The 25,255-nt window shown below is 55.3% G+C and carries 20 protein-coding genes and 3 pseudogenes; 18 read left to right on the top strand and 5 right to left on the bottom strand.

Translation table 11 applies throughout. From position 1 onward, the window contains the following. The first annotated feature begins 62 nt into the window (after nucleotides 1-62). From PL640_RS23720 to PL640_RS23690, 7 genes are all read left to right on the top strand, one after another. Nucleotides 63-950 (top strand): type IV secretion system protein, encoded by an 888-nt coding sequence (locus PL640_RS23720; RefSeq protein ID WP_010900347.1) that lies wholly within the window; start codon nucleotides 63-65, stop codon nucleotides 948-950. Between the two features lie 27 nt (nucleotides 951-977). Continuing rightward, entirely contained in the window at nucleotides 978-1,145 is a 168-nt protein-coding gene (locus tag PL640_RS23715) for a type IV secretion system lipoprotein VirB7 (protein ID WP_010900348.1), read from the top strand. Further along, entirely contained in the window at nucleotides 1,132-1,845 is a 714-nt protein-coding gene (locus PL640_RS23710; RefSeq protein WP_012476032.1) for a type IV secretion system protein VirB8, read from the top strand. The genes PL640_RS23715 and PL640_RS23710 overlap by 14 nt, the downstream gene beginning before the upstream one ends. Then, nucleotides 1,842-2,720 (top strand): P-type conjugative transfer protein VirB9, encoded by an 879-nt coding sequence (virB9, locus tag PL640_RS23705; protein ID WP_012476033.1) that lies wholly within the window; start codon nucleotides 1,842-1,844, stop codon nucleotides 2,718-2,720. The genes PL640_RS23710 and virB9 overlap by 4 nt, the downstream gene beginning before the upstream one ends. Further along, complete coding sequence (virB10, locus tag PL640_RS23700; protein ID WP_012476034.1) at nucleotides 2,720-3,850, top strand: type IV secretion system protein VirB10; 1,131 nt, start codon at nucleotides 2,720-2,722, stop codon at nucleotides 3,848-3,850. Before virB9 ends, virB10 begins: the two co-directional genes overlap by 1 nt. Before the next feature lie 33 nt (nucleotides 3,851-3,883). Continuing rightward, nucleotides 3,884-4,918 carry a P-type DNA transfer ATPase VirB11 gene (virB11, locus tag PL640_RS23695; protein ID WP_012476035.1) on the top strand — a complete coding sequence of 345 codons (1,035 nt, stop codon included), beginning with the start codon at nucleotides 3,884-3,886 and terminating at the stop codon, nucleotides 4,916-4,918. A 235-nt stretch (nucleotides 4,919-5,153) separates the two neighbouring features. Further along, nucleotides 5,154-5,879, top strand: coding sequence for a response regulator (locus tag PL640_RS23690; RefSeq protein WP_012476036.1), 726 nt, complete (start codon nucleotides 5,154-5,156; stop codon nucleotides 5,877-5,879). Nucleotides 5,880-5,985: 106 nt separating this feature from the next. Here PL640_RS23690 and PL640_RS23685 read toward each other — a convergent pair. From PL640_RS23685 to PL640_RS23675, 3 genes and pseudogenes are all read right to left on the bottom strand, one after another. After that, nucleotides 5,986-6,683: pseudogene (locus tag PL640_RS23685) on the bottom strand (IS5 family transposase). A 163-nt stretch (nucleotides 6,684-6,846) separates the two neighbouring features. Beyond that, a complete protein-coding gene (locus PL640_RS23680; protein WP_010900354.1) occupies nucleotides 6,847-7,452 on the bottom strand; it encodes a conjugal transfer protein VirC2 in 606 nt (201 codons plus the stop codon). A gap of 2 nt (nucleotides 7,453-7,454) precedes the next feature. Further along, nucleotides 7,455-8,150: a conjugal transfer ATPase VirC1 gene (locus PL640_RS23675; protein WP_012476039.1), complete on the bottom strand. Its 696-nt coding sequence runs from the start codon at nucleotides 8,148-8,150 to the stop codon at nucleotides 7,455-7,457. 254 nt (nucleotides 8,151-8,404) lie between these two features. Between PL640_RS23675 and virD1 the strand changes: the two genes are divergently transcribed. The 8 genes from virD1 (at nucleotide 8,405) to PL640_RS23635 (ending at nucleotide 20,933) form a co-directional block, all read left to right on the top strand. After that, nucleotides 8,405-8,851, top strand: coding sequence for a T-DNA border endonuclease subunit VirD1 (virD1, locus tag PL640_RS23670; RefSeq protein WP_012476040.1), 447 nt, complete (start codon nucleotides 8,405-8,407; stop codon nucleotides 8,849-8,851). A gap of 25 nt (nucleotides 8,852-8,876) precedes the next feature. Then, the gene (locus PL640_RS23665; RefSeq protein WP_012476041.1) at nucleotides 8,877-10,223 is read left to right on the top strand and encodes a T-DNA border endonuclease VirD2; all 1,347 of its coding nucleotides are present in this window, start codon (nucleotides 8,877-8,879) and stop codon (nucleotides 10,221-10,223) included. Nucleotides 10,224-10,581: 358 nt separating this feature from the next. Further along, complete coding sequence (locus PL640_RS23660) at nucleotides 10,582-13,077, top strand: virA/G regulated protein (RefSeq protein WP_173992072.1); 2,496 nt, start codon at nucleotides 10,582-10,584, stop codon at nucleotides 13,075-13,077. A gap of 59 nt (nucleotides 13,078-13,136) precedes the next feature. Beyond that, a complete protein-coding gene (gene virD4 / locus PL640_RS23655; RefSeq protein ID WP_012476043.1) occupies nucleotides 13,137-15,119 on the top strand; it encodes a type IV secretion system ATPase VirD4 in 1,983 nt (660 codons plus the stop codon). Nucleotides 15,120-15,364: 245 nt separating this feature from the next. Beyond that, nucleotides 15,365-17,734 (top strand): virA/G regulated protein, encoded by a 2,370-nt coding sequence (locus PL640_RS23650; RefSeq protein WP_236771576.1) that lies wholly within the window; start codon nucleotides 15,365-15,367, stop codon nucleotides 17,732-17,734. Between the two features lie 231 nt (nucleotides 17,735-17,965). After that, nucleotides 17,966-18,916, top strand: a complete 951-nt coding sequence (locus PL640_RS23645; RefSeq protein WP_077768107.1) for a hypothetical protein — start codon at nucleotides 17,966-17,968, stop codon at nucleotides 18,914-18,916. Nucleotides 18,917-19,019: 103 nt separating this feature from the next. Further along, nucleotides 19,020-20,375 carry a hypothetical protein gene (locus PL640_RS23640; RefSeq protein WP_012476046.1) on the top strand — a complete coding sequence of 452 codons (1,356 nt, stop codon included), beginning with the start codon at nucleotides 19,020-19,022 and terminating at the stop codon, nucleotides 20,373-20,375. 102 nt (nucleotides 20,376-20,477) lie between these two features. Further along, the gene (locus tag PL640_RS23635) at nucleotides 20,478-20,933 is read left to right on the top strand and encodes a cupin domain-containing protein (RefSeq protein WP_012476047.1); all 456 of its coding nucleotides are present in this window, start codon (nucleotides 20,478-20,480) and stop codon (nucleotides 20,931-20,933) included. Between the two features lie 79 nt (nucleotides 20,934-21,012). Here the strand turns inward: PL640_RS23635 and PL640_RS23630 are convergent. After that, nucleotides 21,013-21,153: pseudogene (locus PL640_RS23630) on the bottom strand (transposase domain-containing protein); the annotation flags it as partial. A gap of 124 nt (nucleotides 21,154-21,277) precedes the next feature. Between PL640_RS23630 and PL640_RS23625 the strand changes: the two are divergent. Genes PL640_RS23625 through PL640_RS23615 form a run of 3 tightly spaced genes read left to right on the top strand, consistent with a single transcriptional unit; the run spans nucleotide 21,278 to nucleotide 24,437 of the window. Then, nucleotides 21,278-22,519: a site-specific integrase gene (locus PL640_RS23625; RefSeq protein ID WP_012476048.1), complete on the top strand. Its 1,242-nt coding sequence runs from the start codon at nucleotides 21,278-21,280 to the stop codon at nucleotides 22,517-22,519. Continuing rightward, nucleotides 22,516-23,439, top strand: a complete 924-nt coding sequence (locus PL640_RS23620; RefSeq protein ID WP_077768106.1) for a tyrosine-type recombinase/integrase — start codon at nucleotides 22,516-22,518, stop codon at nucleotides 23,437-23,439. Before PL640_RS23625 ends, PL640_RS23620 begins: the two co-directional genes overlap by 4 nt. Beyond that, nucleotides 23,436-24,437 carry a tyrosine-type recombinase/integrase gene (locus tag PL640_RS23615; RefSeq protein WP_077768105.1) on the top strand — a complete coding sequence of 334 codons (1,002 nt, stop codon included), beginning with the start codon at nucleotides 23,436-23,438 and terminating at the stop codon, nucleotides 24,435-24,437. Before PL640_RS23620 ends, PL640_RS23615 begins: the two co-directional genes overlap by 4 nt. 140 nt (nucleotides 24,438-24,577) lie before the next feature. Here the strand turns inward: PL640_RS23615 and PL640_RS23610 are convergent. Beyond that, a pseudogene (locus tag PL640_RS23610) lies at nucleotides 24,578-25,114 on the bottom strand (IS66 family transposase); the annotation flags it as partial. Nucleotides 25,115-25,255: the final 141 nt, after the last annotated feature.

Genomic DNA, 25,255 nt, shown 5'->3' with positions numbered 1-25,255 from the left:
CTACTGTTCATTCAGGGCCCTCTTTCTCCGTAGAAAATCGAAGCTAAATCCAGGTAAGGGCAATGAATTTTAGCATTCCTGCGCCTTTTACGGCGATACATACGATATTCGACCTCGCCTTCACCGTCGGGCTGGACACGTTGCTTGGGGACATTCAACGGGCAGTCAGCGCTCCTCTCGTGGCCTGCGTGACGCTATGGATCATTGTCCAGGGCATCCTCGTAATGCGTGGGGAAATGGACGCACGGGGCGGAATCACCCGGGTAATCATGGTATCGGTAGTTGTTGCTCTTATCGTTGAGCAGGCGGAATATCATGATTACGTTGTCTCGGTTTTCGAGGATACGATTCCGAATTTCATTCAACAGTTCGGTATCAGTGGGCTTCCTTTGCAGACGATTCCTGCTCAGCTCGACACGATGTTTTCACTCACGCAAGTAGCCTTTCAGAAGATTGCTTCTGAAATTGGGCCGATGAACGATCAAGACATCCTCGCCTTTCAAGGCGCACAATGGATTTTCTATGGAACGCTTTGGACTGCGTTTGGAATCTACGATGCCGTCGGAATCCTCACCAAGGTGCTATTGGCGATCGGTCCATTGATGCTCGTTGGCTATCTCTTCGATCGCACTAGAGACATGGCCGCGAAATGGATCGGCCAGCTCGTCACTTATGGCATACTTCTGCTTCTTCTAAACATAGTGGCAACTATCGTGGTTCTGACGGAAGCGACGGCACTCGTGCTAATGCTCGGGGTTATCACTTCTGCTGGCACAACGGCGGCCAAGATAATAGGCCTCTATGAACTCGACATGTTCTTTCTGACCGGCGACGCCTTGATCGTCGCTCTTCCGGCAATCGCCGGGAATATTGGAGGGAGCTATTGGAGCGGTGCGACGCAAACGGCCGGTAGCTTAAATCGCCATTTCGCCCGGACAATCCGCCGTTAGTCCCAGCTTCACAAATGGAGGATTTCCTTGAAGTACTTTCTATTGTTTTTGATCATCGGCTTGGCGTCTTGTCAGACAAGCGATCAGTTGGCGACTTGTAAGGGGCCTATTTTTCCGCTGAACGTCGGGCGATGGCAGCCTGCTCAGTCGGACCTTCAGCCTACCAACGCAGGAGAGGCTAATGAACGGCTCTGAATACGCGCTGTTAGTAGAGCGGGAAGCATTGGCGGACCACTATAAGGAAGTAGAAGCATTTCAGTCTGCACGTGCTAGATCAGCTCGGCGAATCTCTAGAGCCTTGGCTGCTTTGGCTGTCATTGCAGTCGCAGGAAACGTGGCGCAGGCCTTCGCTATCGCCGTCATGCTTCCGCTGAACAAACTTGTTCCAGTATATCTGTGGGTGCGCCCAGACGGTACAGTTGACAGTGAGGTATCTATTTCGCGGTTGCCGGCGACGCAGGAGCAAGCGGTCGTGAATGCGTCTCTATGGGAGTATGTTCGTCTGCGGGAGAGCTACTCGGCGGATACAGCCCAATACGCCTATGATCTGGTCTCGAGCTTCAGTGCCCCAACGGTGCGTCAAGATTATCAGCAGTTCTTCAATTACCCCAGTCCTAGCTCCCCCCAAACCATCATTGGTAAGCGCGGAAAGCTGGAAGCCGAGCACATCGGCTCAAACGAACTTATGACTGGCGTCCAGCAGATCCGCTACAAACGCACTCTCATCATGGAAGGGCAAGCTCCAATAGTAACCACCTGGACCGCAACGGTACATTATGAAACGGTAACTAACTTGCCCGGCCGATTGAGGCTGACAAATCCAGGCGGCTTAATCGTTACCTCCTATCAAACTTCGGAAGATACCGTTTCGAACACGACGCGGAGCCAGCAATGATCAAGAATTTGTTTCTGGGCCTGGTTTGTATCCTCTTTGTAACCAGCGGCGCGAACGCGGAAGACACGCCAGCGGCAGGCAAACTGGATCCACGTATGCGCTATCTCGCCTACAATCCCGATGAGGTTGTGCACCTTTCAACCGCTGTTGGAGCCACATTGGTCGTAACATTTGGGTCCAATGAAGCGGTGACAGCCGTCGCCGTTTCCAACAGCAAAGATCTCGCTGCGCTCCCACGCGGCAATTATCTGTTTTTCAAGGCCAGCAAAGTGCTGCAGCCGCAGCCTGTGATCGTCCTTACCGCAAGCGACGCAGGAATGCGGCGCTATGTTTTCAGCCTCGCGACCAGAACGATGTCTCGGCTCGATAAAGAGCAGCCTGACCTCTACTACAGCGTACAGTTCACTTATCCTGCCGACGTTGCCGCTGCTCGCCGAAAAGAAGCGGAGCAGAGAGATCTTGCGGATCGGATGCGGGCGCAAGCACAATATCAGCGTCGAGCCGAGGACTTGCTCGAGCGTCCGCCAGCAGGTGGCAGCACAGATGCGAAAAATTGGAGCTATGTCGCGCAAGGAGACCGCTCGCTATTACCGCTCGAGGTTTTCGACAACGGGTATTCCACGACATTTCGCTTTCCCGGAAACGTGCGTGTACCTTCAATCTACGTGATTAACCCAGATGGCAAGGAAGCCACGGCCAACTATTCAGTTAAGGGAGATTACGTTGAAGTAGCATCAGTTTCCAGGGAATGGCGTCTGCGGGACGGCCATACAGTACTTTGCATCTGGAATAAGGCATATGACGCCGTCGGACGGAAGCCGGGCACTGGCACAGTCAGACCCGATGTAGTGCGCGTGCTGAAGGAGACGAGGTGATGGAGGACGTGAATGCCCAATCCAGAGAAGGTATCGACGCGCCCGGATCCCTCGTCACCGATCCTCATGGCCGGCGCCTCTCGGGGTCGCAAAAGCTCCTTGTTGCGGGTTTAGTCCTGGTACTGTCGTTGAGCCTCATTTGGCTCGGGGCGCGTTCAAAGAAAAGGACCGAGCCGTCTCCACCAAACACAATGATCGATGCCAACACGAAGCCCTTTCGGCCGGCCCCGATTGATATTCCCGCCAAACCGGCAATGACACCGCCAGCTGCGGAAGCAACGGTTTTGCCGTCGGATCAACATCAGCGAGAACACAACGAACTGAGGCCCGAAGAAACACCGATCTTTGCCTACAGCGGAGGTGATCAGAATGGTGTCAAATCCGCCCCACACGCTGATATTCAGAACGGTGGCCAAGACAATAGAAACGCCAACTCCCTAGCCGCGTCGGAGGATTCTGCTGAGAACGATCTCTCTGTGCGCTTGAAACCGACAGTGTTGCAGCCTAGCCTCGCTATACTTTTGCCGCACCCAGATTTCACTGTTACGCAAGGAACGATCATTCCCTGCATACTGCAAACCGCCATTGATACAAATCTGGCAGGGTATGTGAAATGTGTACTTCCTCAAGACATACGCGGAGCAACCGGAAATGTTGTGCTTCTGGATCGCGGAACGACAGTTGTCGGCGAAATCCAGCGTGGACTGCAGCAGGGAGACGCCCGCGTTTTCGTTCTCTGGAATCGCGCGGAGACGCCCTCACACGCCGTCGTCTCTCTTTCCTCCCCGGGGGCCGACGAACTCGGCCGTTCCGGACTGCCGGGTACGGTCGACAATCATTTCTGGAAACGCTTTAGCGGGGCCATGCTCCTGAGTGTCGTCCAGGGCGCAGTCCAGGCGGCAAGTAGCTACGCAGGGAATTCGACCGGCGGGACCAGCTTCAATAGTTTCCAAAACAATGGCGAACAAGCGGCCGATACGGCCCTAAGGGCGGCCATAAACATTCCCCCAACCTTGAAAAAAAATCAGGGTGACACGGTCTCGATCTTCGTCGCGCGGGATTTGGATTTCTCAGGAATCTACCAGCTTCATATGACTGGTGGATCGGTGAAACGTCGGCATCTGCGCTAATGCACAGATAGCCAAAGCTGCGAGATGCATCCAATGGAAGTAAATCCGCAATTGCGCGCCCTTCTTAACCCAGTCTTGCAATGGCTCGATGACCCGAGGACTGAAGAAGTTGCCATAAACGGACCGGGAGAAGCCTTTGTACGCCAAAGTGGCGTCTTCACGAGGTTCGCCGCACCGTTCTCTTATGATGATCTCGAAGACATCGCCATTCTAGCAGGGGCATTGCGAAAACAAGATGTCGGCCCCCGCAACCCTCTTTGCGCTACCGAGCTCCCAGGTGGCGAGCGGATGCAAATCTGCTTGCCGCCAACGGTACCCTCTGGCACCGTGAGCTTGACAATTCGACGACCGAGCAATCGTGTCTCTGAATTGGGGGAAGTCTCGGCTCGCTACGATGTTCGTCGATGGAATCAGTGGCAAATCCGGACGCAGCGACGAGATCAACTAGACGAAGCGATTCTGCGCGACTACGACAATGGCGATCTGGAATCATTTTTACGTGCATGTGTTATCGGTAAGCGGACGATGTTGCTTTGTGGGCCGACCGGAAGCGGCAAGACCACGATGAGCAAGACCTTGATCAGTGCTATTCCGCGGGAAGAAAGGCTGATAACCATTGAAGATACGCTCGAACTCGTCATTCCACATGAGAACCACGTCAGACTGCTCTACTCCAAGAGTGGGGCAGGGCTAGGTGCAGTGACTGCGGAACAGCTGCTCCAGGCAAGCCTTCGGATGCGGCCTGACCGAATATTGCTCGGTGAGATGCGCGACGACGCGGCGTGGGCGTACCTGAGTGAGGTGGTCTCAGGCCACCCCGGATCGATTTCAACCATACATGGGGCGAATCCCGTCCAAGGCTTCAAAAAGCTGTTCTCACTTGTGAAGAGCAGTGTGCAGGGGGCATGCTTGGAAGATCGCACACTGATTGACATGTTGGCAACGGCAATCGATGTCATTGTTCCCTTCCGTGCTTACGGCGATGTTTACGAAGTGGGCGAAGTATGGCTCGCCGCCGATGCCCGCCGACGCGGTGAGACGATAGGGGATCTTCTAAACCAGCAATAGAGCCGCACGGAGGTCTGCTCGCGCAGATTTTAAAGCGTTACAAGTGTAGCGCGCTGCAGCAACTCCTGTCATCAATCTGAAACCTTCCGTTAGCATTTTTGTCATGCACGGCTTGGCCGAAATTTTGCCGAACTACCCTCATAGTGAGAGAAAATGATCAGGTTGAGGCTGAGACGTACATCCTCTGCTTGCACGAATCTATCGATTCTGCAGAATCCCATACGGAGGCGAACTGGTGAAACATGTTCTTGTCATCGATGACGATGCCGCGATGCGCCATCTTATTACCGAGTATTTAACGATTCATGCCTTAAGGGTCACCGCGGTATCAGATAGCCAGCAATTCAACCGGGTACTTGCATCAGAGACGGTCGATGTCGTCGTCGTGGATCTCAATTTAGGGCGTGAAGACGGACTTGAGATCGTTCGCAGTCTCGCCACAAAATCCGATGTTCCAATTATAATCATCAGCGGTGATCGCCTTGAGGAGGCGGATAAAGTGGTGGCGCTCGAGCTGGGAGCAACGGATTTTATCGCGAAACCTTTCGGAACGCGCGAGTTCCTAGCACGCATCCGTGTCGCATTACGCGTGCGACCGAATGTCATGCGAACCAAAGACCGGCGTTCATTTTGTTTCGCCGGCTGGACACTTAGTCTCAGACAGCGGCGATTGGTATCCGCACAAAATGGCGAGGTGAAGCTTACGGCAGGGGAATTCAATCTGCTCGTCGCTTTCCTGGAAAAGCCACGCGACGTGCTTTCCCGAGAACAGCTCCTCATCGCGAGCCGAGTGCGTGAGGAGGAAGTATATGACAGAAGCATTGATGTTCTCATTTTGAGGCTCCGCCGAAAGCTTGAGCAGGATGCAGCGAGCCCAAACTTGATCAAAACTGCCAGGGGTGCCGGCTATTTCTTCGACGCTGATGTGGATGTTTCCTATGGAGGTCTGATGGCGGCCTGAAGCAGCGACGCATATGCCTTTTTCGATCTGATCCTAGGACGCGGACTCGTTAATTGAAGCGATCCAGATTCTCGTCGCGGCAAGTTTGAGCCCGGCAAGGTAGTTGTCAGCACGTCTGTCGTATCGTGTTGCCAGACCACGCATCTGTTTGATGGTTGAAGAAACGCTCGATCAGATTGCGCTGGCGATAGACCCAACGGCTGAAACTGAAGGTCTGTTTTCGGTTGGCCTTGGCGGGGATGTTTGCCCAGCATTTGCGTTGCTTGGCGAAGTTACGGATCGCGTCGGTGTCATAGGCCTTGTCGGCAAGCAGTGTCGTTCCGGGCCGAATGTCACTCAGCAGCTTTTCGGCCATAGGAGCATCGGCGGCCTGACCGGCGGTCAATGCCAGTCGAACCGGCAAACCATCAGCATCGACGAGCGCGTGGATCTTTGTCGTCAGGCCGCCACGCGAACGTCCCATGCAAGGATCGGCAGATCCCCCTTTTTTTCGTTTGCACCATGCTGGTGAACGCGGACGCAGGAAGAATCGATCATGACGATCTCTCCGGCATAATGCCTTGAAACAGCGCCGGGAAGGCGATCCCAGACGCCTGCCTTGCGCCAGCGAGAGAAGCGATTGTAGAGCGTCGTGCGCGGACCATAGCGCTCCGGTACATCACGCCAGGATGAACCTGTCCGGAAACGCCATAGGATACCATTGATCACCCGGCGGTCATCCACGCGCTCAACTCCACGGCTGTTGGTCGGCAGCAAAGGGGCGATAACCGCCCATTCCTCGTCGGTCAGTTCGTGACGGCGCATAACAATCTCCTTTCCAGGAAATTGAATCACACAACGTCATCAACATGAACCCCGTTATGGGGACACAGCCTAGAGTGAGCTGGCTGTGTTGTAGCTGGGTAGGGGCTGCCTCATTGCCTGCTGTCGAATACAATACCGCCGTCAAGTGACCGGCCTCATCATATTAGCGTTCTTTTCTTATCTTCTCTTCGGCAAAGAAAGATGCAAGTGCGGCCGTAGCCAGTTTGTGGCCAAAAGCCCTGGCGGTCTCCAATCTCAATGGATCAAAGTGATTGCGTGCGACTTCTAACAGCGATACCGGGAACATGCGAGAAGTCAGGACAACGATAGGTTTTTCGACTACTTTTGAGATCGGGTAGCTTTGAGGCCCCGTGCTAAATGATCCGTCCGCCAACATGTTCTCAAAATCGGCGAGCGCACGGCGCAAGATCATCTGCAGCGCCTTGGTAGCGCTGTACTGCAGAATCAAGTTGTCATATATCTTCGATACCTCAGGAGCGGGGGGGCGTGCCGAAAGAAAGACCTGGACTTTTTCCGGCGGCGCAGTCGAACTCAAGGCGTCCGCCGTTAGCATTGATTGCCGATCGAAGTTGTCACGACGTTTGGCGGCGATAGGAGGCGCTGGTCGTTTTTCCTTTCCGGCTCTTTCAGGTAATTGCGAAGGCGCCAAGTTTTGCGAGGAAAGAGCTGGGATTGGGTGAACGATCGGTCGCGCGGCAGCAAGCCGTCTTGCTTCACCGACAGACAAAGCAGGTTTGCGGATCCCCATCTTCAATTCCCCAAGGTATCGCCAATCAATTCTGAAATTGTTACGAGTTCCTCCATCGCAATTCTGAGGTTCCGCTCAAGGAGGCGCATCGTCGGATCATTTGTCGTGTTCAGCAATGTGAGATGCAACATGCCACGCTCTTTCATTGCAGCGAACGCGTCTCGTTCATGCATTGGAGATTGTACGACAGGCAGATTCACCAGCATGTCTGACATCGCGCGTTGTGACGTGGTTAATCGGCCAACCGGGACTCGCTGGCGTAACACGGCGGTCGGAATCACTAAGTTCTCGCTCAGCAGCAGCTCGACAACATAACGATATGTCGAAAGTGCCTCATCGATATCCAGCGGCGTTAACATTGTCGGGATCAGAAGCAGGTTTGAGCTAGCGATGATTGTGTTATTGAGCTCGCTCGAACCACCATGCGTATCGGCCAGCGCATAATCAAATTCCTGAAGCTCGGCGTCCTCATAAGCCGCTTCAAGAAGCGACATTTCTTCTGCAGCGTACACCTCGCAGGATGTATCCCAGGTGTTGCTACGCATCGCGTTTTCTTTCCATCGCGTTAACGGCCGGTTCTCGTCCGCATCGAAGAGAGCCACTCTTTTGCCGTCTCTTGCAAACGCAGCGCAAAGGCCCATGAGCGCCGTGGTTTTGCCGGCGCCTCCTTTAAATGAGCAAAATGTCAGAAGTTTCATAAGTTTATCCTGGCGACGTTGTGAACGAAAGTGCGTCTGTATCATTGTTTGTATGTGTGACTGTCTGTATAGCGAAATTATCAGGAGTATATTTCAATTGCATTGAAGGATAGTTGCAAATGTAACTATATAGATCCGAATATGAACAGTATATTCTTGAATTTATTCTGTTGGCGGCTAGGCTCCCTCAGTCTCAACTGGAGAATTTCACTCCGGAACAAATCCAGATCATTCCGTTTTCTATGGAGCAAGCCATGTCGCAAAGCGAAAAATCCACTTCAAGTGACATTGTCGACCGGCGTGAAGGCCCGAAGATTGAAGGTTTCAAGGTCGTTAGCACTCGTTTGCGATCGTCGGAATATGAGAGCTTCTCTCGCCAAGCCCGTCTGCTGGGGCTCTCCGACAGCATGGCCATAAGAGTTGCGGTTCGCCGCATTGCCGGCTTTCTCGAAATCGATGCAGAGACTCGTCAGATGATGGAAGCCATTCTTCATTCAATAGGAGCACTCTCAAACAACATTGCCGCGCTGCTGTGTGCCTATGCTGAAAATCCGACAACGGATTTGGGCGCTCTGCAAGCTGAACGAAACGCTTTCGGTAAATCGTTCGCTGATCTCGACGGTTTGCTCCGTTCCATTTTGTCCGTATCACGGCGACGGATCGACGGTTGCTCCATGCTGGCGGACGCCTTGCAGCATTAACGTAGCACTTGGGGGAATCTGTTGGATGCCCGATCGGTCTCAAGTCATCATCCGCATTGTGCCGGGAGGTGGGACGAAGACCCTCCAACAGATTATCAACCAGTTGGAGTATCTATCTCGGAAGGGCAAGTTGGAGCTGCAGCGTTCGGCCCGACATCTCGATACTTTCGTACCACCGGATGAAATCCGCGAACTCGCCCTAAGCTGGGTTCAAGAAACCGGGACTTATCACGAAAGTCGGCCAGACGAGGAAAGGCAACAGGAGTTGACGACCCACATTATTGTAAGCTTCCCTGCCGGTACAAGTCAGGTAGCAGCTTATGCAGCGAGCCGGGAGTGGGCAGCCGAGATGTTTGGGTCAGGCGCAGGGGGAGGCCGATACAACTATCTTACAGCCTTTCACATCGATCGCGATCACCCACATCTGCATGTGGTCGTTAATCGTCGCGAACTTTTGGGGCACGGCTGGCTGAAAATATCCCGGCGCCACCCCCAACTGAATTATGACGCCTTGCGCATTACAATGGCCGAGATTTCACTTCGTCATGGCGTCGTCCTCGAGGCGACGAGCCGAGCTGAGCGCGGCATCTCGGAGCGGCCGATGACTTTTGCCCAGTATCGACGCCTGGAGCGGCAGCAGGCCAATCAAATTCGTTTCGAGGATATTGATTTCGAAGAATTCTCGCCTGGGGGAAACGACGGAGAACCGGATCAATCTTTTAATTCTTCGTACGGTTCGCTGCCTCAAAACGTGTCAGAAAACTTGCGACGAAACGGCGGTCTGCAATCGGTGTCTGAAGTACGTTCCCGGGCACTGATCGGATCGAACGGCAACGGTGTCACGCCCGATCGTGTATCATCTGGAAACGATTCCCGTTCTCAATCCGGCAGCGATAAAGCCTTTGTGGACGATGGCAACTTGAGGAACGGCCCTCTCACCATCGCCGGAGACGGCCAGGATCTTGAAGGCCGTTCTGGCATGCATCGTTTGGCAACCGAACCCGTCACGCACACAACAAGCGAAGATGATGTTCGGCAACGGCCTCATCGAAAACGGCCTCGCGGTGATGAGGAAGAGCAGAGCGGCGCAAAACTGACCAGGGTAGACGGAATTCGGACGGGAGTGACAATCAGCGCCGTACCGGTTGCCCAGGACGATCCGATTACATCGCCGATCCAGCCCCCTGGATCAAATCCGTTGGATGACCCGGGGCAGACCAACATCGCTACGGACGCATTGCCTCCGACAGCCGATCGCCGGCAGCAGGGAGAGCCAAATTCTAAGCGTCCTCGTGATGATGACGCCGAGCCGAGCATTCGTAAGCGGTCAAGGGACGGGCGCAGCCAAGGGGATGAGGGAAACAGAAGGTAGAAAAGGATCGATCATGGCAGATGAAGAATTTCGTCGAGACTTCAGCCGCTCCGCTACGTTGAACTCGAATAACGAAGGCGCTACAGGCGCACCAATCCCGGATACATCGGTGTCGACTGCCTTCCGACAAAACCGCAGAGAACACTTAACGACCAGTTCCTTACGGCCATTAATTACTGGTGGGGCCGGCGACCTTCCAGGCACTTCCCCCGAAAATCAACGGCCGACAACCCATGCCCCGAATACAGCAGAAATACTCCCGGTGAGATCAGCCGAAGCTCCGGCTGGCCAATCAGCGGTCTTTCCGAGGAGCAAGGGGTATTTTCGTACGGCCATGCAATACCTGCGGGAGATTGAAATGCAGTCCACTGCCAGGGCGGACCACGAGGCGACGTCGTCGTCACGTTTTGGCAAGGGGGAAAGAAAGCAGCTGCGCGAACACGAGCAAACCGGTGATCAAAGTGAATCAATGGCGAAGCGGAGTACCAGCTCGGGAATGCAGGTGGGAACTATTGCCGCGTCTTTGGCTATGAAAGATAGCTCGACCGCGACGCCGGCTTCGCAAGGGCCGCACCGGTCTGGGATGGAGCTGGATAATATCGAAGGGACTGGAGAGAGCCGTACGCAATCTCAGCACGAAATTGCGACACAACCTATTGCCACAAGCGCTTTTGGTTCAGGTCATGATGTGATCATTCCTGGAGAGGGCCAGCCTGAAGAAACATTCGACGGCGCACCATATTGGATGGTAGAAAGCGGGGATAGCGAGACCAATAGCCTTCCGTCGATCCAACAAGGCTTATCTTGGCCAGGGTTAGATGACCTTGATTTGCTCGCCGACAGCAGTTCACCGCTCAGTACTCAGGTTGTTCCTCCTGACGTAGCCGCTACGAATTTAAGCACTGAGGCAGGGTCCGCCAGCGTCGAAAGCACCCAAATCCTCGCCGACAGTGCCTATTCCGACGACGCGACCGAAACCGGTGGCCAAACAGCTTCAGGATCGATCCATGAAGGTTCAGTTCGTTCGCTTGGCTCACCGGAGGAACGCTTCGACGCCTTTCCCGAGTTGACCGACGAGGACTTGGCGCAGATTGACGCATTCTCGCGAGCCCGCTCTCCTTCGAGGCGAGATGCTGCGCACGCTATTCATGCGGTCAGCTTGGATGATGCCTTCTCACGCAAGGATCTTGCCGCGGGCCACGACGGCCGGCTTACGAATCCTGCGTTCCGTCAGGAGGCTTCTCTGCAGGAATCGAGCCCATCAGAAACGAAGTCCGACGACTTCCCGGAATTAACCGACGAGGACCTGGCACGGATCGACGCACTCTCCGAAGCCCGCTCAACTTCGAGGCTGGATGTTGCACGCACTATTCATGCGGTCAGGTTGGAGGCCTCTCGGCAGGACCCGAGCCCATCAGAAATGAAGTCCGACGACTTCCCCGAATTGACCAAAGAGGACTTAGCCCGGATCGACGCACTCTCTGGACCCCGCCCGACTACGGGGCGGGAAGGTGCGAACACTATTCAGCCAGTCAGGTTGGACGATGCTTTCTCAGCCGAAGATTATACCGTGGGCCGCGGCGGCCGGCATACGAATCCTGCGTTCCATGAGGAAGCTTCTCGGCAGGACCCGAGCCCATCAGAGATGAAGTTCGATGGCTTGCCGGAGTTGACCGACGAGGATCTGGTAAGGATTGACGCAATCTCTGAACCGCGCTCGAAGAGATCTCGCTCCGAGCAGGTTGTCGGGGGAAAATCTCATAGGCTCAAACTGAACGAGGCTATCGAGGAGGCGGGCTCGCCCACTACCGTTTCGGGAACAAGCGCCGCCAGGGCGGCACCTATCACGCTCGAAAGCGGAGTACCTAGGTTGCCGCAGGCTACCCATACGGAACTTCCTGGCTCGGACGTTGCGGGTCCACTGCGGATCGGGAAGGCGTCGTGTGCCGATATACGGCGAGATGTTTCGGATAAAGGGAAACGAAAAGTCTCGTCAGATTATCAGATTCAGCAAGGTCCTGGCGCGTCCTATGCTTACCAGCCGCGACGCATGCCGACGGAAGCGATTTTCGATGCTGAACGGCTTGGTGACGAAGTGCTCATCGGGAATGAGCCAGTTCCGCGGTGGCCTTACCCCTGGGAGCACGTTGTTCGTTTTGAAACAGGCAAGCAGCTCTTCGAAAGATTGCAGAAGTGGCCGACTGCGGAGGAGTTGGAAAACAGTGTGATCCTCGTCAAAGCGGATAGCGCGCAACGATCCTATATGCCCCGAAATCAGCTGCTCTTGCATCTCGGATCCGAAAAGTATTACGAACGAATGAAAGCGCTCGGTCTATCCGATAATACCTTCAGCGGATTGAAGTCCGATAGCAAATATTTTTATGATACACCTGCTGGACCACGGGTAAGTGAACATGATTATGAGTTCCCGCGGCAGGCAGGCGTGCATAATCCAGAGGTGATGGTTCAGCATCATAGCGGAACCTTCTTCGCGTTTTGGCCAAAACTTCTCAGGCTGGAAAAGCTTGCGACAGTAACGAATACGTATGGCGCGGAAAATGTTTGGCTCAAATCGCCAGCCAATGCTTACATGACGCCGGAAACCTATAATTCCAAGGTTGCGAACGGCGCCGAAAACCTTTTCATCGAGTTCCTACGTCCCGCTCCTGTCCACGACCACCTGCGGGAACCTGGAACTTCAAACGCAAAAACTGTTGACGGACGAAACGAAGATCGCGCGCAACAGGCCGACCGGTTAGCAGATCAGTCGATGGGCCGGAACGGGGACGGCCGTGACGCGCAGGGTGGTAAGAGAACCTTGGAACCGCGCGTGCGCGAAAGGTATGGGCTGTAGATCCAGCTGCCCGTAAAGCAAACAGCCGTCCAATAGGATAAACGGAGCGTGGTCACGTGATGAATTCAGGCAAGTACACGCCAATAGGCCTGGCTGCGAGCATAGCATGTTCATTGGCCGTGGGGTTTTGTGCGGCCAGTCTCTATGTCACATTTCGCCATGGCTTTACGGGCGAAACGATGATGACTTTCAACGTTTTTGCGTTCCTGTACGAGACACCGCCTTATTTGGGATACGCAAGTCCTACGTTCTATCGCGGACTAGCCATCATCGTTGCGACGTCAACGCTCGTGTTGCTATGCCAACTACTGTTATCGATGCGCGAGCGCGAACATCACGGCACTGCTCGCTGGGCCGGCTCCGGCGAGATGCGGCACGCCAGGTACCTCCGGCGCTACAGTCACGTCACGGGTCCCATCTTCGGCAAGACATGTGGACCACGTTGGTTTGGCAGCTACCTAAGTAACGGAGAACAACCTCACAGCCTTGTTGTCGCGCCAACTCGCGCTGGTAAGGGTGTCGGCGTCGTTATCCCGACGTTGCTAACCTTCAAGGGCTCAGTAATTGCCTTGGATGTGAAAGGCGAGCTATTTGAACTCACATCGAGGGCGCGTAAATCAAGTGGCGACGCGGTTTTCAAGTTCTCGCCCTTAGATCCAGAGCGGCGAACGCATTGTTACAATCCCGTGCTGGATATTGCCGCGTTGCCGCCCGAACGGCGCTTTACAGAAACGCGCCGCCTCGCTGCGAATCTCATCACAGCCAAAGGCAAGGGAGCCGAAGGTTTCATCGACGGGGCACGGGATCTTTTCGTAGCAGGCATATTGAGTTGCATTGAGCGCGGCACACCAACGATCGGTGCCGTTTACGATCTGTTTGCTCAGCCGGGTGAAAAGTACAAACTATTTGCGCAACTCGCGGAGGAAACACAAAACAAAGAGGCTCAGCGTATCTTCGACAATATGGCGGGGAATGACACCAAAATCCTGACATCCTACACATCGGTGCTCGGCGACGGCGGACTCAATCTTTGGGCCGATCCACTCGTTAAAGCGGCTACAAGCACCTCGGATTTTTCCGTCTACGATCTGCGGCGGAAGAGGACTTGTATTTATCTTTGTGTCAGCCCGAACGATCTCGAAGTCATAGCGCCCTTGATGCGTCTTCTCTTCCAGCAGGTTGTATCAATCCTGCAGCGATCGCTGCCACTTGGAGATGAACGGCACGAAGTTCTGTTTCTCCTCGATGAGTTCAAGCACTTGGGCAAGCTGGAAGCTGTGGAGACGGCAATTACGACGATCGCCGGCTACAAGGGCCGCTTCATGTTTATTATTCAGAGTCTTTCGGCTTTGACAGGAACTTATGATGAAGCTGGTAAGCAAAATTTTCTCAGCAATACGGGTGTGCAGGTATTCATGGCGACTGCTGATGACGAGACGCCCAACTACATTTCCAAAGCTATCGGCGACTACACATTCCAGGCTCGCTCAACGTCGTACAGCCAAGCGCGCATGTTTGATCATAACATCCAAATCTCCGACCAAGGAGCACCGCTTTTGCGCGCCGAACAAGTCCGCCTACTCGACGACGATTATGAAATAGTCCTTATCAAAGGCCAACCTCCCCTCAAACTGAGAAAAGTGCGATATTATTCGGATTTCATATTGAAGCGAATTTTCGAAAGCCAACACGGTTCCCTTCCCGAGCCCGCATCTTTGATGTTGCCGGGAGACACAAACCTCGTTGAAGGCAAGCTCGACCAGGGAACAGCCGATACAACTTCGCAAAAACCGGTGCAGATTGAAGAGAACGACCATGGGGAAGTCGTTTCCCCCCAAAACAGAACTGTGGCTGATGGAGTAATGCCAATAGAAGTTCGCCCCCGTTCAAACGAAGTTGATGACGAGCGGGAATACCAAGGCGCGGACGCCGCAACCTCTGAGAAGCTTCCGGAAATTGCTCCGGCTCTTTTGGCGCAGCGCGAACTCCTCGACCAGATCATTTCGCTCCAGCTACGAGGTAGAACAGCCTCCGGCACTTGAAGCTCGATGTGATACCGCTTCGGATCGAGTCTTGTTAGCGCCGTCAGATGTCCCGTTTCGGGAATGCATTACCAACGTTGAAGGTTGCCAATTGATGAGACATCGCCATGAAACCGTCGGGAAGCTCAAAAACTGGATACGCCGGGTCGGCTAGATCCTCGCCCCAGGTTCGCGCAGGGGTTACGCCTGTCCTTCATCCCAAAGAGCCTTGGAACCGTTTTGCTTGCTCCCCATCTGACGGCCAAATGGATCACCGGGAAAATTTATCTGCGCAATTCGCTTACGATGGAATGAGACTGGGCGCAGCCGAGCGGTCCGCGTACGAGACATGGGATAGAGCGGACCGGCCGAGTTGGAAAGACCTGATACTGAGCGCTCGCCTGAACGCGATTGACAGTTTCGCTTGGAATGTCGATGTCGGAGAAAGTACCTCTTCAACTTTTGTTTATGATGGTGTTCCTCTGGCGGAAGGGGAACGGCATGCCTACGAGGAATGGGTGGAGCCGGGACAGCCCAGTTGGCAACAACTCGTTGTGAACGCGCGTATTGAAGAGCTAAACACCTCTGCTGCAATTCCGAATGAGTGTAGTCCCCTTCAAGAGGAATTCCGATCGGAGGCGCCTAAGCGTAAGCGGACAAGCTCCATTGGTCAAAAGAACGGTTTCCCTGAACCATTCGAATTTGATGGGATGAGACTCGGCTCGCCTGAGCGCGAAGCATATGAGAATTGGAGTAAACCGCAACCGCCATCCTGGAAAGACCTGATAGTTGACGCCCGTCTTGACGCAATCGACACCTCCACCTGGCTCAACGAATCAAATGACACCTCGGTCTTCGAGTACGAAGGCGTCCCGCTTGGGGAGGGGGAACGCCTAGCATATGAAAAATGGCTCGAGCCCGCGCAACCAGGATGGGAAGACCTGGTTGTGGACGCACGCGTTGCGGAATTGCACCAGTCTGCTCCGACGTGGTGCGAACACCAACCAGGCAACGACGTTTCTTCCAACGAGTCCGGGCGCATCTCGGGCGTCCCAATTAACGCCGAGCAGGTGTCGCGTGCGTTCTTCGTGTACGATGGAGTGGCGCTCGGAGCAGCCGAGCGCGCTGCGCATGATCGTTGGAGCAGGCCGGACCGGCCCACCTGGGAAGATCTTATCATAGTCGCGCGCCAAGCTGCTATCGAAGGCGGTGCCGTTTCGAATGGGATGATCGGGAAGACATCTTCCTCAGTCTTTTTATACGAGGGAATGTTGCTTGGGGATGCGGAGCGTCAGGCGTACGGACGGTGGAGGCAGCTAGCCCAGCCGCGGTGGCAAAATCTGGTGGTGAACGCGCGCCTGGCAGAGCTCGACCCGGCGGCCTGGATTCCCGATGAACATGATCCGTCTGAGGATGGCGGGGCGACTGGTCTTCTGTCGCAAGCAAGCACGACCAATAAGTCCCGCCTCAGTTTAGGTGATCAACCGGAAGCGCGCTCGCCTAGTCTCGCACGTGAGCCAGCACAACAGCCGACTCACGTGCAAAACCTGACGTGCGCACAATTGGAAGCAAGACGTGCTCTATATTTCGGGCCCTCTGGGAGGGATGCAGACCAAACCGCCAGCATCGCCGACAGTAATCGCCTCGACGAGGTAAGCAAAGTTAAACGGCTGGGTGCCAAGAGCCGTCGAGGCGCTAAAGCAACGGCCTATGACGTAATTTCAAGTGCGGAAAGACTGTCGTCTCACGAGGGTTGTTTGACGGTTCAGTCCACTCAGCCAGAAAAAGCCGCTTGCTCGAGAAGCGACAATATCGGCACTTATGGAAGTCGAAAAAACGAACGAGCTCGGCTTGCGACCGAGACCGGGAAATACGAGTCGGAGCATATTTTCGGGTTCAAGGTTGTCCACGATACCCTGCGCTCGACCAAAGAGGGCCGGCGGCTGGAAAGGCCTATGCCCGCCTATCTCGAATGCAAGGAACTTCATCGACAACATGTTGGTACGGGAAGGGGGCGGACCCGACTGGTGGGGCGCGGCTGGCCAGATGACGCAAGTTACCGCTCGGATCAAAGGGCAACTCTATCGGACCCTGTTGCGTCCACGGAAGGTGCAACGGCGTCAAACGGGTATCAATTAAACCAGCTAGGCTACGCACACCAGCTCGCTAACGACGGGCTGCAGAGCGAAACGCCAGATGGGGTTATCATGCCGCTTCAGGTCGCGACTACTAGCTACAACTATACGGTAAGCCGCGATCCGGTACTTTCTCCGCCCAGTAAAGAGCAAGCTCCGGAATTGTTGCACCTTGGGCCACGTGGCCAGACAGAAGCTGTACTCGCTCGCGAAACAGCATTGACAGGAAGATGGCCAACACGCGAGCGTGAGCAGCAAGTCTATCGAGAGTTTTTAGCCCTTTATGACGTCAAGAAGGACCTGGAGGCCAAGACACTTGGGTTGCGGAAGAAAAAAGCTGCGCTTGTTTCCGCGTTGAACCGGACTGCCGCCTCAATAGGCACTTCACCCTTGAAAGCCCAATCGTCGAGCGCAGAAGTTGAAAAAGCAACTCACGAGTTTGATGAACGACGGGTTTATGATCCGCGCGATCGCGGTCGGGACAAAGCATTACAACGGTGACAAAGCTGGAGATGACCATCGTTAGCGGACTTTGTATCGATGCTTAAAAATGATGGTTCAGCATTTGAACCGCAGGCTGTACTGCTACTCTTTGAAATCCCCCGCAAAAAACGCGCCGTAGTGCAATCGATCGCCAGGGCCTGAATTTCAGTTGAAACACGATGTCCATTCAACGCCTTAAGCGCAGGTGTTAGACTTCGCATATCCTTGATCCGCGTTGGAGTGTGAGTTATGCTCGAAGACGGCCAGAAAATGCAGGAACGCGAGCTTTCGGTCCTCGGTGGTGATAAGACCGAAAGTGCAGCCACCTTACCGAATGACATTTTGGTGGAAGTTGCCAAACATCTGCCGACCGACGATCCAGTCGAAACGGCAGCCAACCTCACAAGCTTTAAACTTGCGAGCCCGTCGGTTCGGGCATCGGTCGATCAGAGCGATGTCGGAACGTTCCACCGAAGCGTAAATCGACTGGGTGCCTCAAGCAAGGCATTGTATGACCTGGCTGTACCCCGGAACGGCTTTGCCGAGTATCCGAACTATCCGGAACCGGACCCTGCTGGCGAGTTTGCGCTGGCGAGCCAGCGCATCAGGACAATTGGTCCAACTTTGAAGTTCCAATCGCCCGCCAGGAAAACAGCGATCGTCAATCACATTCTCAATATGTCGGAAGGCGGTGAGCAGGCGGAGGCGATTATGTCGATGACGTCCCATTTGAGTGACCTCGAGAGGGCCGACAAGAGACGCCTTATCGACAGAGCAATTGAATACTTCAAGGTAGACGGGCCTATCAACTACGACAGTCGCCATTATGCAGCCTACGCGATTGCAGCGGCGCACAACCAGTTGGAACTCGAACACAAGTCACAAATCTTCGATGCAATGGCGAAGAGACCCCAGCTTGCGAGACTCTACGCCGACGAACGCATCCATGCGCAGGAGCATTTGGGGCTTGCGTCGACATCCGAAGGTCCGCACGAGCGGAGCAATAAACAACTGGCCACGGACATTCTTCAGATCGAACAAAAAATCCGCACTGAGCTCCTTCCCGAAACTCTCAGTGCTCACGACCAGATGGTAAAAGCGGAAGGAATCGCTGGATCGATTGAGAAGGCTTACCGCGATGCTCGCGCGAACTTAACCCGGGCACCGCGAGGGAGGTCAAATTCTGATCTCAGCCGGTAGAACTTGGTCTGAATATTCGATTATTTCTCCGACGAAAGCACTTGGTTGACGAGCGAATTTTTAAACGAGCATCGATAAAGCGTGCACAGGGAAGGCCCACCTAATGGTCAGTATAAATAAAAAAGCCCCGCAGAAATCTTCTACAGCGACCACGCGCAATTCTGATGAACGCCTGGTTGATCAGTTAGGGCAGGCGTACCTTGTGGAACGCGAGGCGCAGGAAAGGCGCGCGCGACTTGAAGCGCCGCCGGCGTTGAAAAAATATGCCTCGAAACTGCAACTCCTCAATAAGCTCGATGCAGATTTCCGTGGTGTGATCGCCCACAAGCCGTTTCGCAGCGAGCAACTGCGGGTCGATAGCAATGGAGAATTGACCCATAGTCGGGGTCTCATAAAAAAGAAGAAGAAGGTTTTCATTCGAGATCAAACAACTGGCTCCCTTCGGCTTATTCACTACGAGAGGTCTGACTGGAATAGTGTCCGTCGCTATGACTACGACCAGAACGGCGTGTTGAGCGAGAAACATATCAAAAGCAAAGCCGGTGCCTTCGAAGAAAAATGGGAGCGGGACGAAAACGGTGAACTGATGCGCACCCGATACATCGATCGGCGCAGACTTACTGGACGGGCGTTGCATCCCATTTCCGAGGAAATCGGACGTCCTTATGAGAGTGGCCTGGAGAAGAGGCTTTATCGCGTTTTAACGCGTCGGGAGGGCTCCCAACAAAAGACTTTCGAACGCGATGACAAGGGTAATCTGGAGCTCATTGCAAGCAAACGGATGGGCTATTCGATGTCTTCACAAAAGGCACCGGATCGACAAACATCTAGAACAAGTATCCGCAAGCTTGGCGGAGCTTTCAGTGAATCATATAGATCCCGGCTGGATAAGGACGGCCACGAGTTAGGTCGGGATGTCTCCGCACATCGAAGCCTCCTCAACAAGCGTTCAGCCGTCTACGATGACGCTACAGGGGAGCTAAAGAGCAGCAAGCACACGTTTGGGAAGATATACAAAGCGGAAGCGACATACCTGAACGCCGAAATCAAAGAGGTCTCCAAAAAAATCCTCGGAGTTACGGTCGGTAAAGAATTGAAGACATTAAGTGGACGCGAACTCGAGGCTCAAGTATTACGTGCCGCGGAACGTGCCCTCCATAAACAGGCCTGGCAGCACCCTTCAGCTAACCCCTCGCGGTCGCAGCGGGAAAATACCAACAGTCATCTTGGAAACGAACTTGATGGGCCGCTCGAATCGGATATGACCGTCGTCCATCAAGCCGGATCCGGGTTCGTCGGCGACGATCGCCACGTTCATGATGGCGGTGGATCCAGGTTGAATGAATTGCACGAATCGCGATCGTCGAATGATAGGGAAAAGCTTAGTTCGCCGAGAGCCGAAATTTGCGACCGCTCGATGAATCGGGATCGCACCGGCTCAGGTACTTTGTCGCGATGATAGCTAAACTAGGGGGGCACACACCGAGTTGTCAAGTCGCCCCCCGGCAAATGAGCTCATCCCTGCTGCCATATTCCCAAACTACCAACGTTTCGCGTCAAAATGATCACTGAGAAATCCGTGCCATCCCCGAAAATAACTGCCACGAGTGTCTCATCGAAGCCCACCTGCCGTGTCGTGCGGCCCGGCAGCACCTATGCCGGAAAACAGGGTCTCAATTATTTCGAAGGGATTGCGGCCGAGACAGTGGGCTCGACGGGGATCTGCATGCATCTTTTAACCATACCGCCGGGCGCCCGCGCCAAGGCGCATTTGCACGCCTCGCATGAGACAGCGATCTATGCGATTTCCGGAGAGACGCATTGCTGGTTCGGCGACCAGCTGGAAGAACACGTCATCGTTCGCGAAGATGAGATGTTCTATATTCCGGCTGGCGTTCCGCATCTTCCCGCCAATCTCAGCGACCGGCCGGCGACAGCGGTCATCGCCCGCACCGACCCGAAGGAGCAGGAAAGCGTCGTCCTGTTGCCGGATTTGGAGGGGTATGTGCCGCGTTGAACGCCACCCGGCGGACCCAACCTGGTGCAATGCTACGAGTCAGTTTACTGTAGGGTAAGCATCCGGTGAAGGCCGCAGGTTAGGCTGCTTTAGCTTTCAATCCGTGCGGCTGCCAATTCCACGGAAGCAATTGCTCGAGCTTACTGATTGGCGTGTCGGCGATGCGGGCCAGGAGGTCAGCAAGCCAAGCCTGCGGATCGACGTCGTTGAGCTTGGCACTTTATGCCGACCGGCGAACTATGCCTATTAATCAAGTTTTTTCCAACGTTTCCGGCAGCATAGCGGTCGCCCAGTCGGCATAGCTTAGGGTCTCTCCGTCGCAATTGACGCGAAGGAGAGGACACATGAACACAACTGACTATTTGAATCGCAGCGCCCTATATCGGAAGCTGCTCCACGGTCCGTATCGGGAGTTTGCGCGTGTTTACGCCGCCAGCATGTCGAAAGAAGGCTTGGGTCGGCAATGCACGTGGCGCTCGCTGAGCCTGTTTCGAGACCTGATGGACTGGCATGTTGGCAATGGATATGCCCCGCAGGATTTGAGCGAAGCTTATGTCGATCGTTTTCTTGAGCATCGCTTCAAACACTGGAGTCCCGATACGGGCGACCGATCGGCACTCCGACGCGTGCTTTCAGCGTTACGGGAAGAGGGCTTAATACCAGGTGCGCTTCCGGTTGAGCGCACTGAGCACGAGCAGATCGTCGATGTATTCGGGGCATATCTCTCGAATGAGAGAGGGCTCGCCGCCTCGACGGTGGGGAGCTACAAGCTTCTGTCACTTCGATTTCTGCGGGAGGTCTGTCCTGCCGGCGCGAATGGGTTTGCAGCGCTCACCCCGGAGATTGTCATCGGGTATGTCGAACGACATGCGCTCGATGGCTCCGCCGACAGCGGCAAGGCAATGTGCGGAGTCGTGCGTGCCTTACTGCGCTACTTGCATTTGAAGGGCTTCATTTCGACGGCGTTGGCCGATTGCGTGCCATCCATCCGCCGCTGGCGACTTGCCGGCCTTCCAACCTTCCTGCCGCCAGAGAAGGTCCAGAAGGTTCTCGATGCCTGTGACCGGACGACGGCAATGGGACATCGGGACTATGCGGTTCTGATGATCTTGGCCAAGCTCGGTTTGCGCGCTAGCGAAGTTGCTACCCTCAATCTCGATGATATCGACTGGCAGTCGGGCACGATTCTCGTACACGGAAAGGGACGGCGGCAAGCGACTATGCCGCTGCGTCACGACGTCGGAACAGCTATCGTGGCTTATATCCGGCATGGGCGTCCCGCTTCGGCGTGTCGGCGAGTTTTCTTGCGAACACTTGCGCCGCACGTGGGCTTTGCCTCCGGCTGCGCCATCACGATGATCGCGAAGCAGGCACTCGAGCGGGCAGGCATTGATGGCTATGCCCATCACGGCGCCCATCTTTTCCGCCACAGCCTCGCGACCGACCTTTTACGGTCGGGTGCCAGCTTTGCCGAGATCGGCCAACTGCTCCGTCATCGAAGCATCGACAGCACAAGGATCTATGCCAAGCTCGATGTTGACAAGCTGCGTGGACTGAGCCTGCCCTGGCCGGGAGGTGTCCAATGAGCCGGCTTCGCACTGCCCTCAACCGCTATGTCGGCATGCGCCAAGGGCTGGGATACAAATATGATGGGCCGGCACGACGGTTGTCGGCATTCGTCACCTTCATGGAAGCCCGCGGCGCCGAGACCATCACGTCGGACCTGGCAATGCAGTGGGTGACGTCGATGGGCCGACAGCCGAGTTGGTCCATCCGCCTGGCTGATGTGCGCTGCTTTGCCCAGCACCTCAGTCATTTCGATCTTCTGACGGAAGTGCCACCGAGCGACGCAGTGCCGCCGGCACGGCGGACAAAGCCCTACATCTATAGCGACATTGAGATTCAGGCGCTGCTGGCGGCAGCACTGTCGCTGCCGCCAGCCAACGCCCTTCGACGCTGGACGTATCACTGCCTGTTCGGACTGATAGCGGTCGCCGGACTGCGCCATTCTGAAGCGCTCGGCCTGCTCCGGGCCGACGTCGATCTCGAGCAGGGCGTCCTCACTATCCGAGAGACAAAGTTCGGCAAGTCACGGCTGGTGCCGCTGCATGCCACGACAATCGCTGTCCTTACAAACTATGCTGCCCGACGCGATGCACACCTTGGCACGCCGCGCAGTCCCTATTTCTTCGTCGCCGAACAGGGCGGCAGATTGCTGCATCAATACGTGCACCGGGTGTTCTGGCGACTATCCCGGCAAATTGGTTTACGGCAGGAGGGGGATCGCGGTGGCCCGCGGGTTCACGATCTTCGTCACCGTTTCGCCGTCCAAACCCTGATCAACTGGCATCGCGCTGGCGAAGATGTGGAACGCGAGCTGCCGGTACTCTCGACCTTCCTCGGCCATGCCAATGTTCGCGACACCTACTGGTATCTGTCCGCCGCGCCGGAGCTGATGAATCATGCCGTTCGGCGATTGGATAAGCGGTGGGAGGTTCGGTCATGAGACGAACGAACGACTTAGCCGTGCTGATCGAGCGGTGGTTCACAGATCGGCTCATGAAGCATCGAGGTGTAAGTTCCAACACCATTGCCTCCTATCGAGACACGTTCAGGCTCCTGTTTGCGTTCGCGCAGGCGCGCCTTGGGAGGTCCCCATCTCAATTGACACTGCGGGATTTGGACGCTCCGTTCATCGGCGCATTCCTGGAAGTCCTCGAGACGCAGAGAGCCGCCTCGGTGAGGACCCGGAATCTCCGCCTCACAGCCATTCGATCTTTCTTCCGATATGCGGCGTTCGAGGAGCCGGCACATAGCGCCCACATCCAGCGCGTGCTCGCGATCCCCAGCAAGCGATGCGACAAGCGGCAGCTTCAGTTCCTAACCAGGCCCGAGATTGAATCGATCCTGGACTGCACGGATCGAAGCACGTGGCTGGGACGCCGCGATTACACTCTGCTATTGCTGGCCGCGCAAACGGGGCTGCGGGTTTCGGAAGTCATCGACCTCGACCGAGACTCGGTAATGCTCGGCCGCGGTGCGCATGTGCAATGCGTCGGTAAGGGCCGCAAAGAGCGAAGTACGCCGCTCACAAAGGTTGCACAGGAAGCCCTCCGGCGTTGGCTCAAGGAACCAGGGAAGCGAGGCGCAACGGCTCTCTTTCCGAATATGCACGGTGGCAGGCTCAGCGCCGACGGCGTGCAGGCACTGCTGAACAAATATGTCGCCAAAGCGCGCGAGCACTGCGTCTCCCTCCGCTCGAAGCGGGTGTCGCCCCACGTCTTGCGGCACAGCGCTGCCATGGAGCTACTACAGGCGGGCGTCGACTGCTCGGTCATTGCCCTGTGGCTGGGCCATGAGGCGATGGAAACGACGCTGACCTATCTTCATGCACATCTTGAACTGAAGGAATCGACACTCGCAAAGCTGAAGCCGTACGAACGCGCCAAGGCCGAGCGATTTCGACCAAACGACCGGCTTCTGGAATTCCTGAACGCCCTCTGAGCATGAGAACTATGCCGAGTGCCAACGACGGGTCTTCGACCAAAACGGCAAGAGAAGCGCGTTTCAACTGGTAAGTTGGAAGAGGTGCTCGGCATAGTTCGCCGGTCGGCATAAACCGCCTTATGCCGCGCGCGGCATAATGCTGTCATGATCAGTGTCGCCATGAAGGCGGCGCGATCGGCACCTCGATCCGATCCGGCGAAGAGCCATGACTTCCTCCCGAGAGCAAAGCCTCTCAGCGCTCGTTCGGCCGCGTTGTTCGTGAGACAAATCCTGCCCTCGTCGAGGAAAGACGTGAAGCCGTTCCAGCGCTTCAGCATGTAGTCGATCGGCTCGGCGACTGGAGAACTGCGCGACAGTTTTGCCCGTTCGGTTTGAAGCCAGCAGTGCAGTTCGCCGACAAGCGGCAGGCTGTCCTTGCGACGGCGCTCCAGGCGTTCCGCTGCGGCAAGCCCGTTGATCTGCCGCTCGATGTCGAACAGGGCATCGATCCGTTTGACGGCCTCCAACGCCATAGGCGAGATCGGTGCGGCGCGGCTGCCGCGTTTGGCATTCGTGGCGATGTCGGCCAGCACGAAGAACTTGCGCCTCGCGTGCGACCAGCAGAGCGCCTGCGTCAGCGGCCCCGGATCGCGGTCTACCTTGAACAGCGGATTGTAGCCGCCAATATGTTCTGCCGAACATATCGGGGGCTATGTTGCGGCCGTCCATATGTGGCCCTGCTGACCTATACCCTTTGTCAACTGAGTATTTGGGCCCGATTTGACGCAACATAAATCGCAAGTTTGGCAGCCGGACCTTTTCTCGTTTGGAGGTTC

This window comes from Agrobacterium sp. ST15.16.024, from assembly GCF_027956545.1.
Lineage (GTDB): Bacteria > Pseudomonadota > Alphaproteobacteria > Rhizobiales > Rhizobiaceae > Agrobacterium > Agrobacterium cucumeris.
Note: the sequence above shows the minus strand (reverse complement) of the source record. Positions and strands in the feature narration are given on the sequence as shown.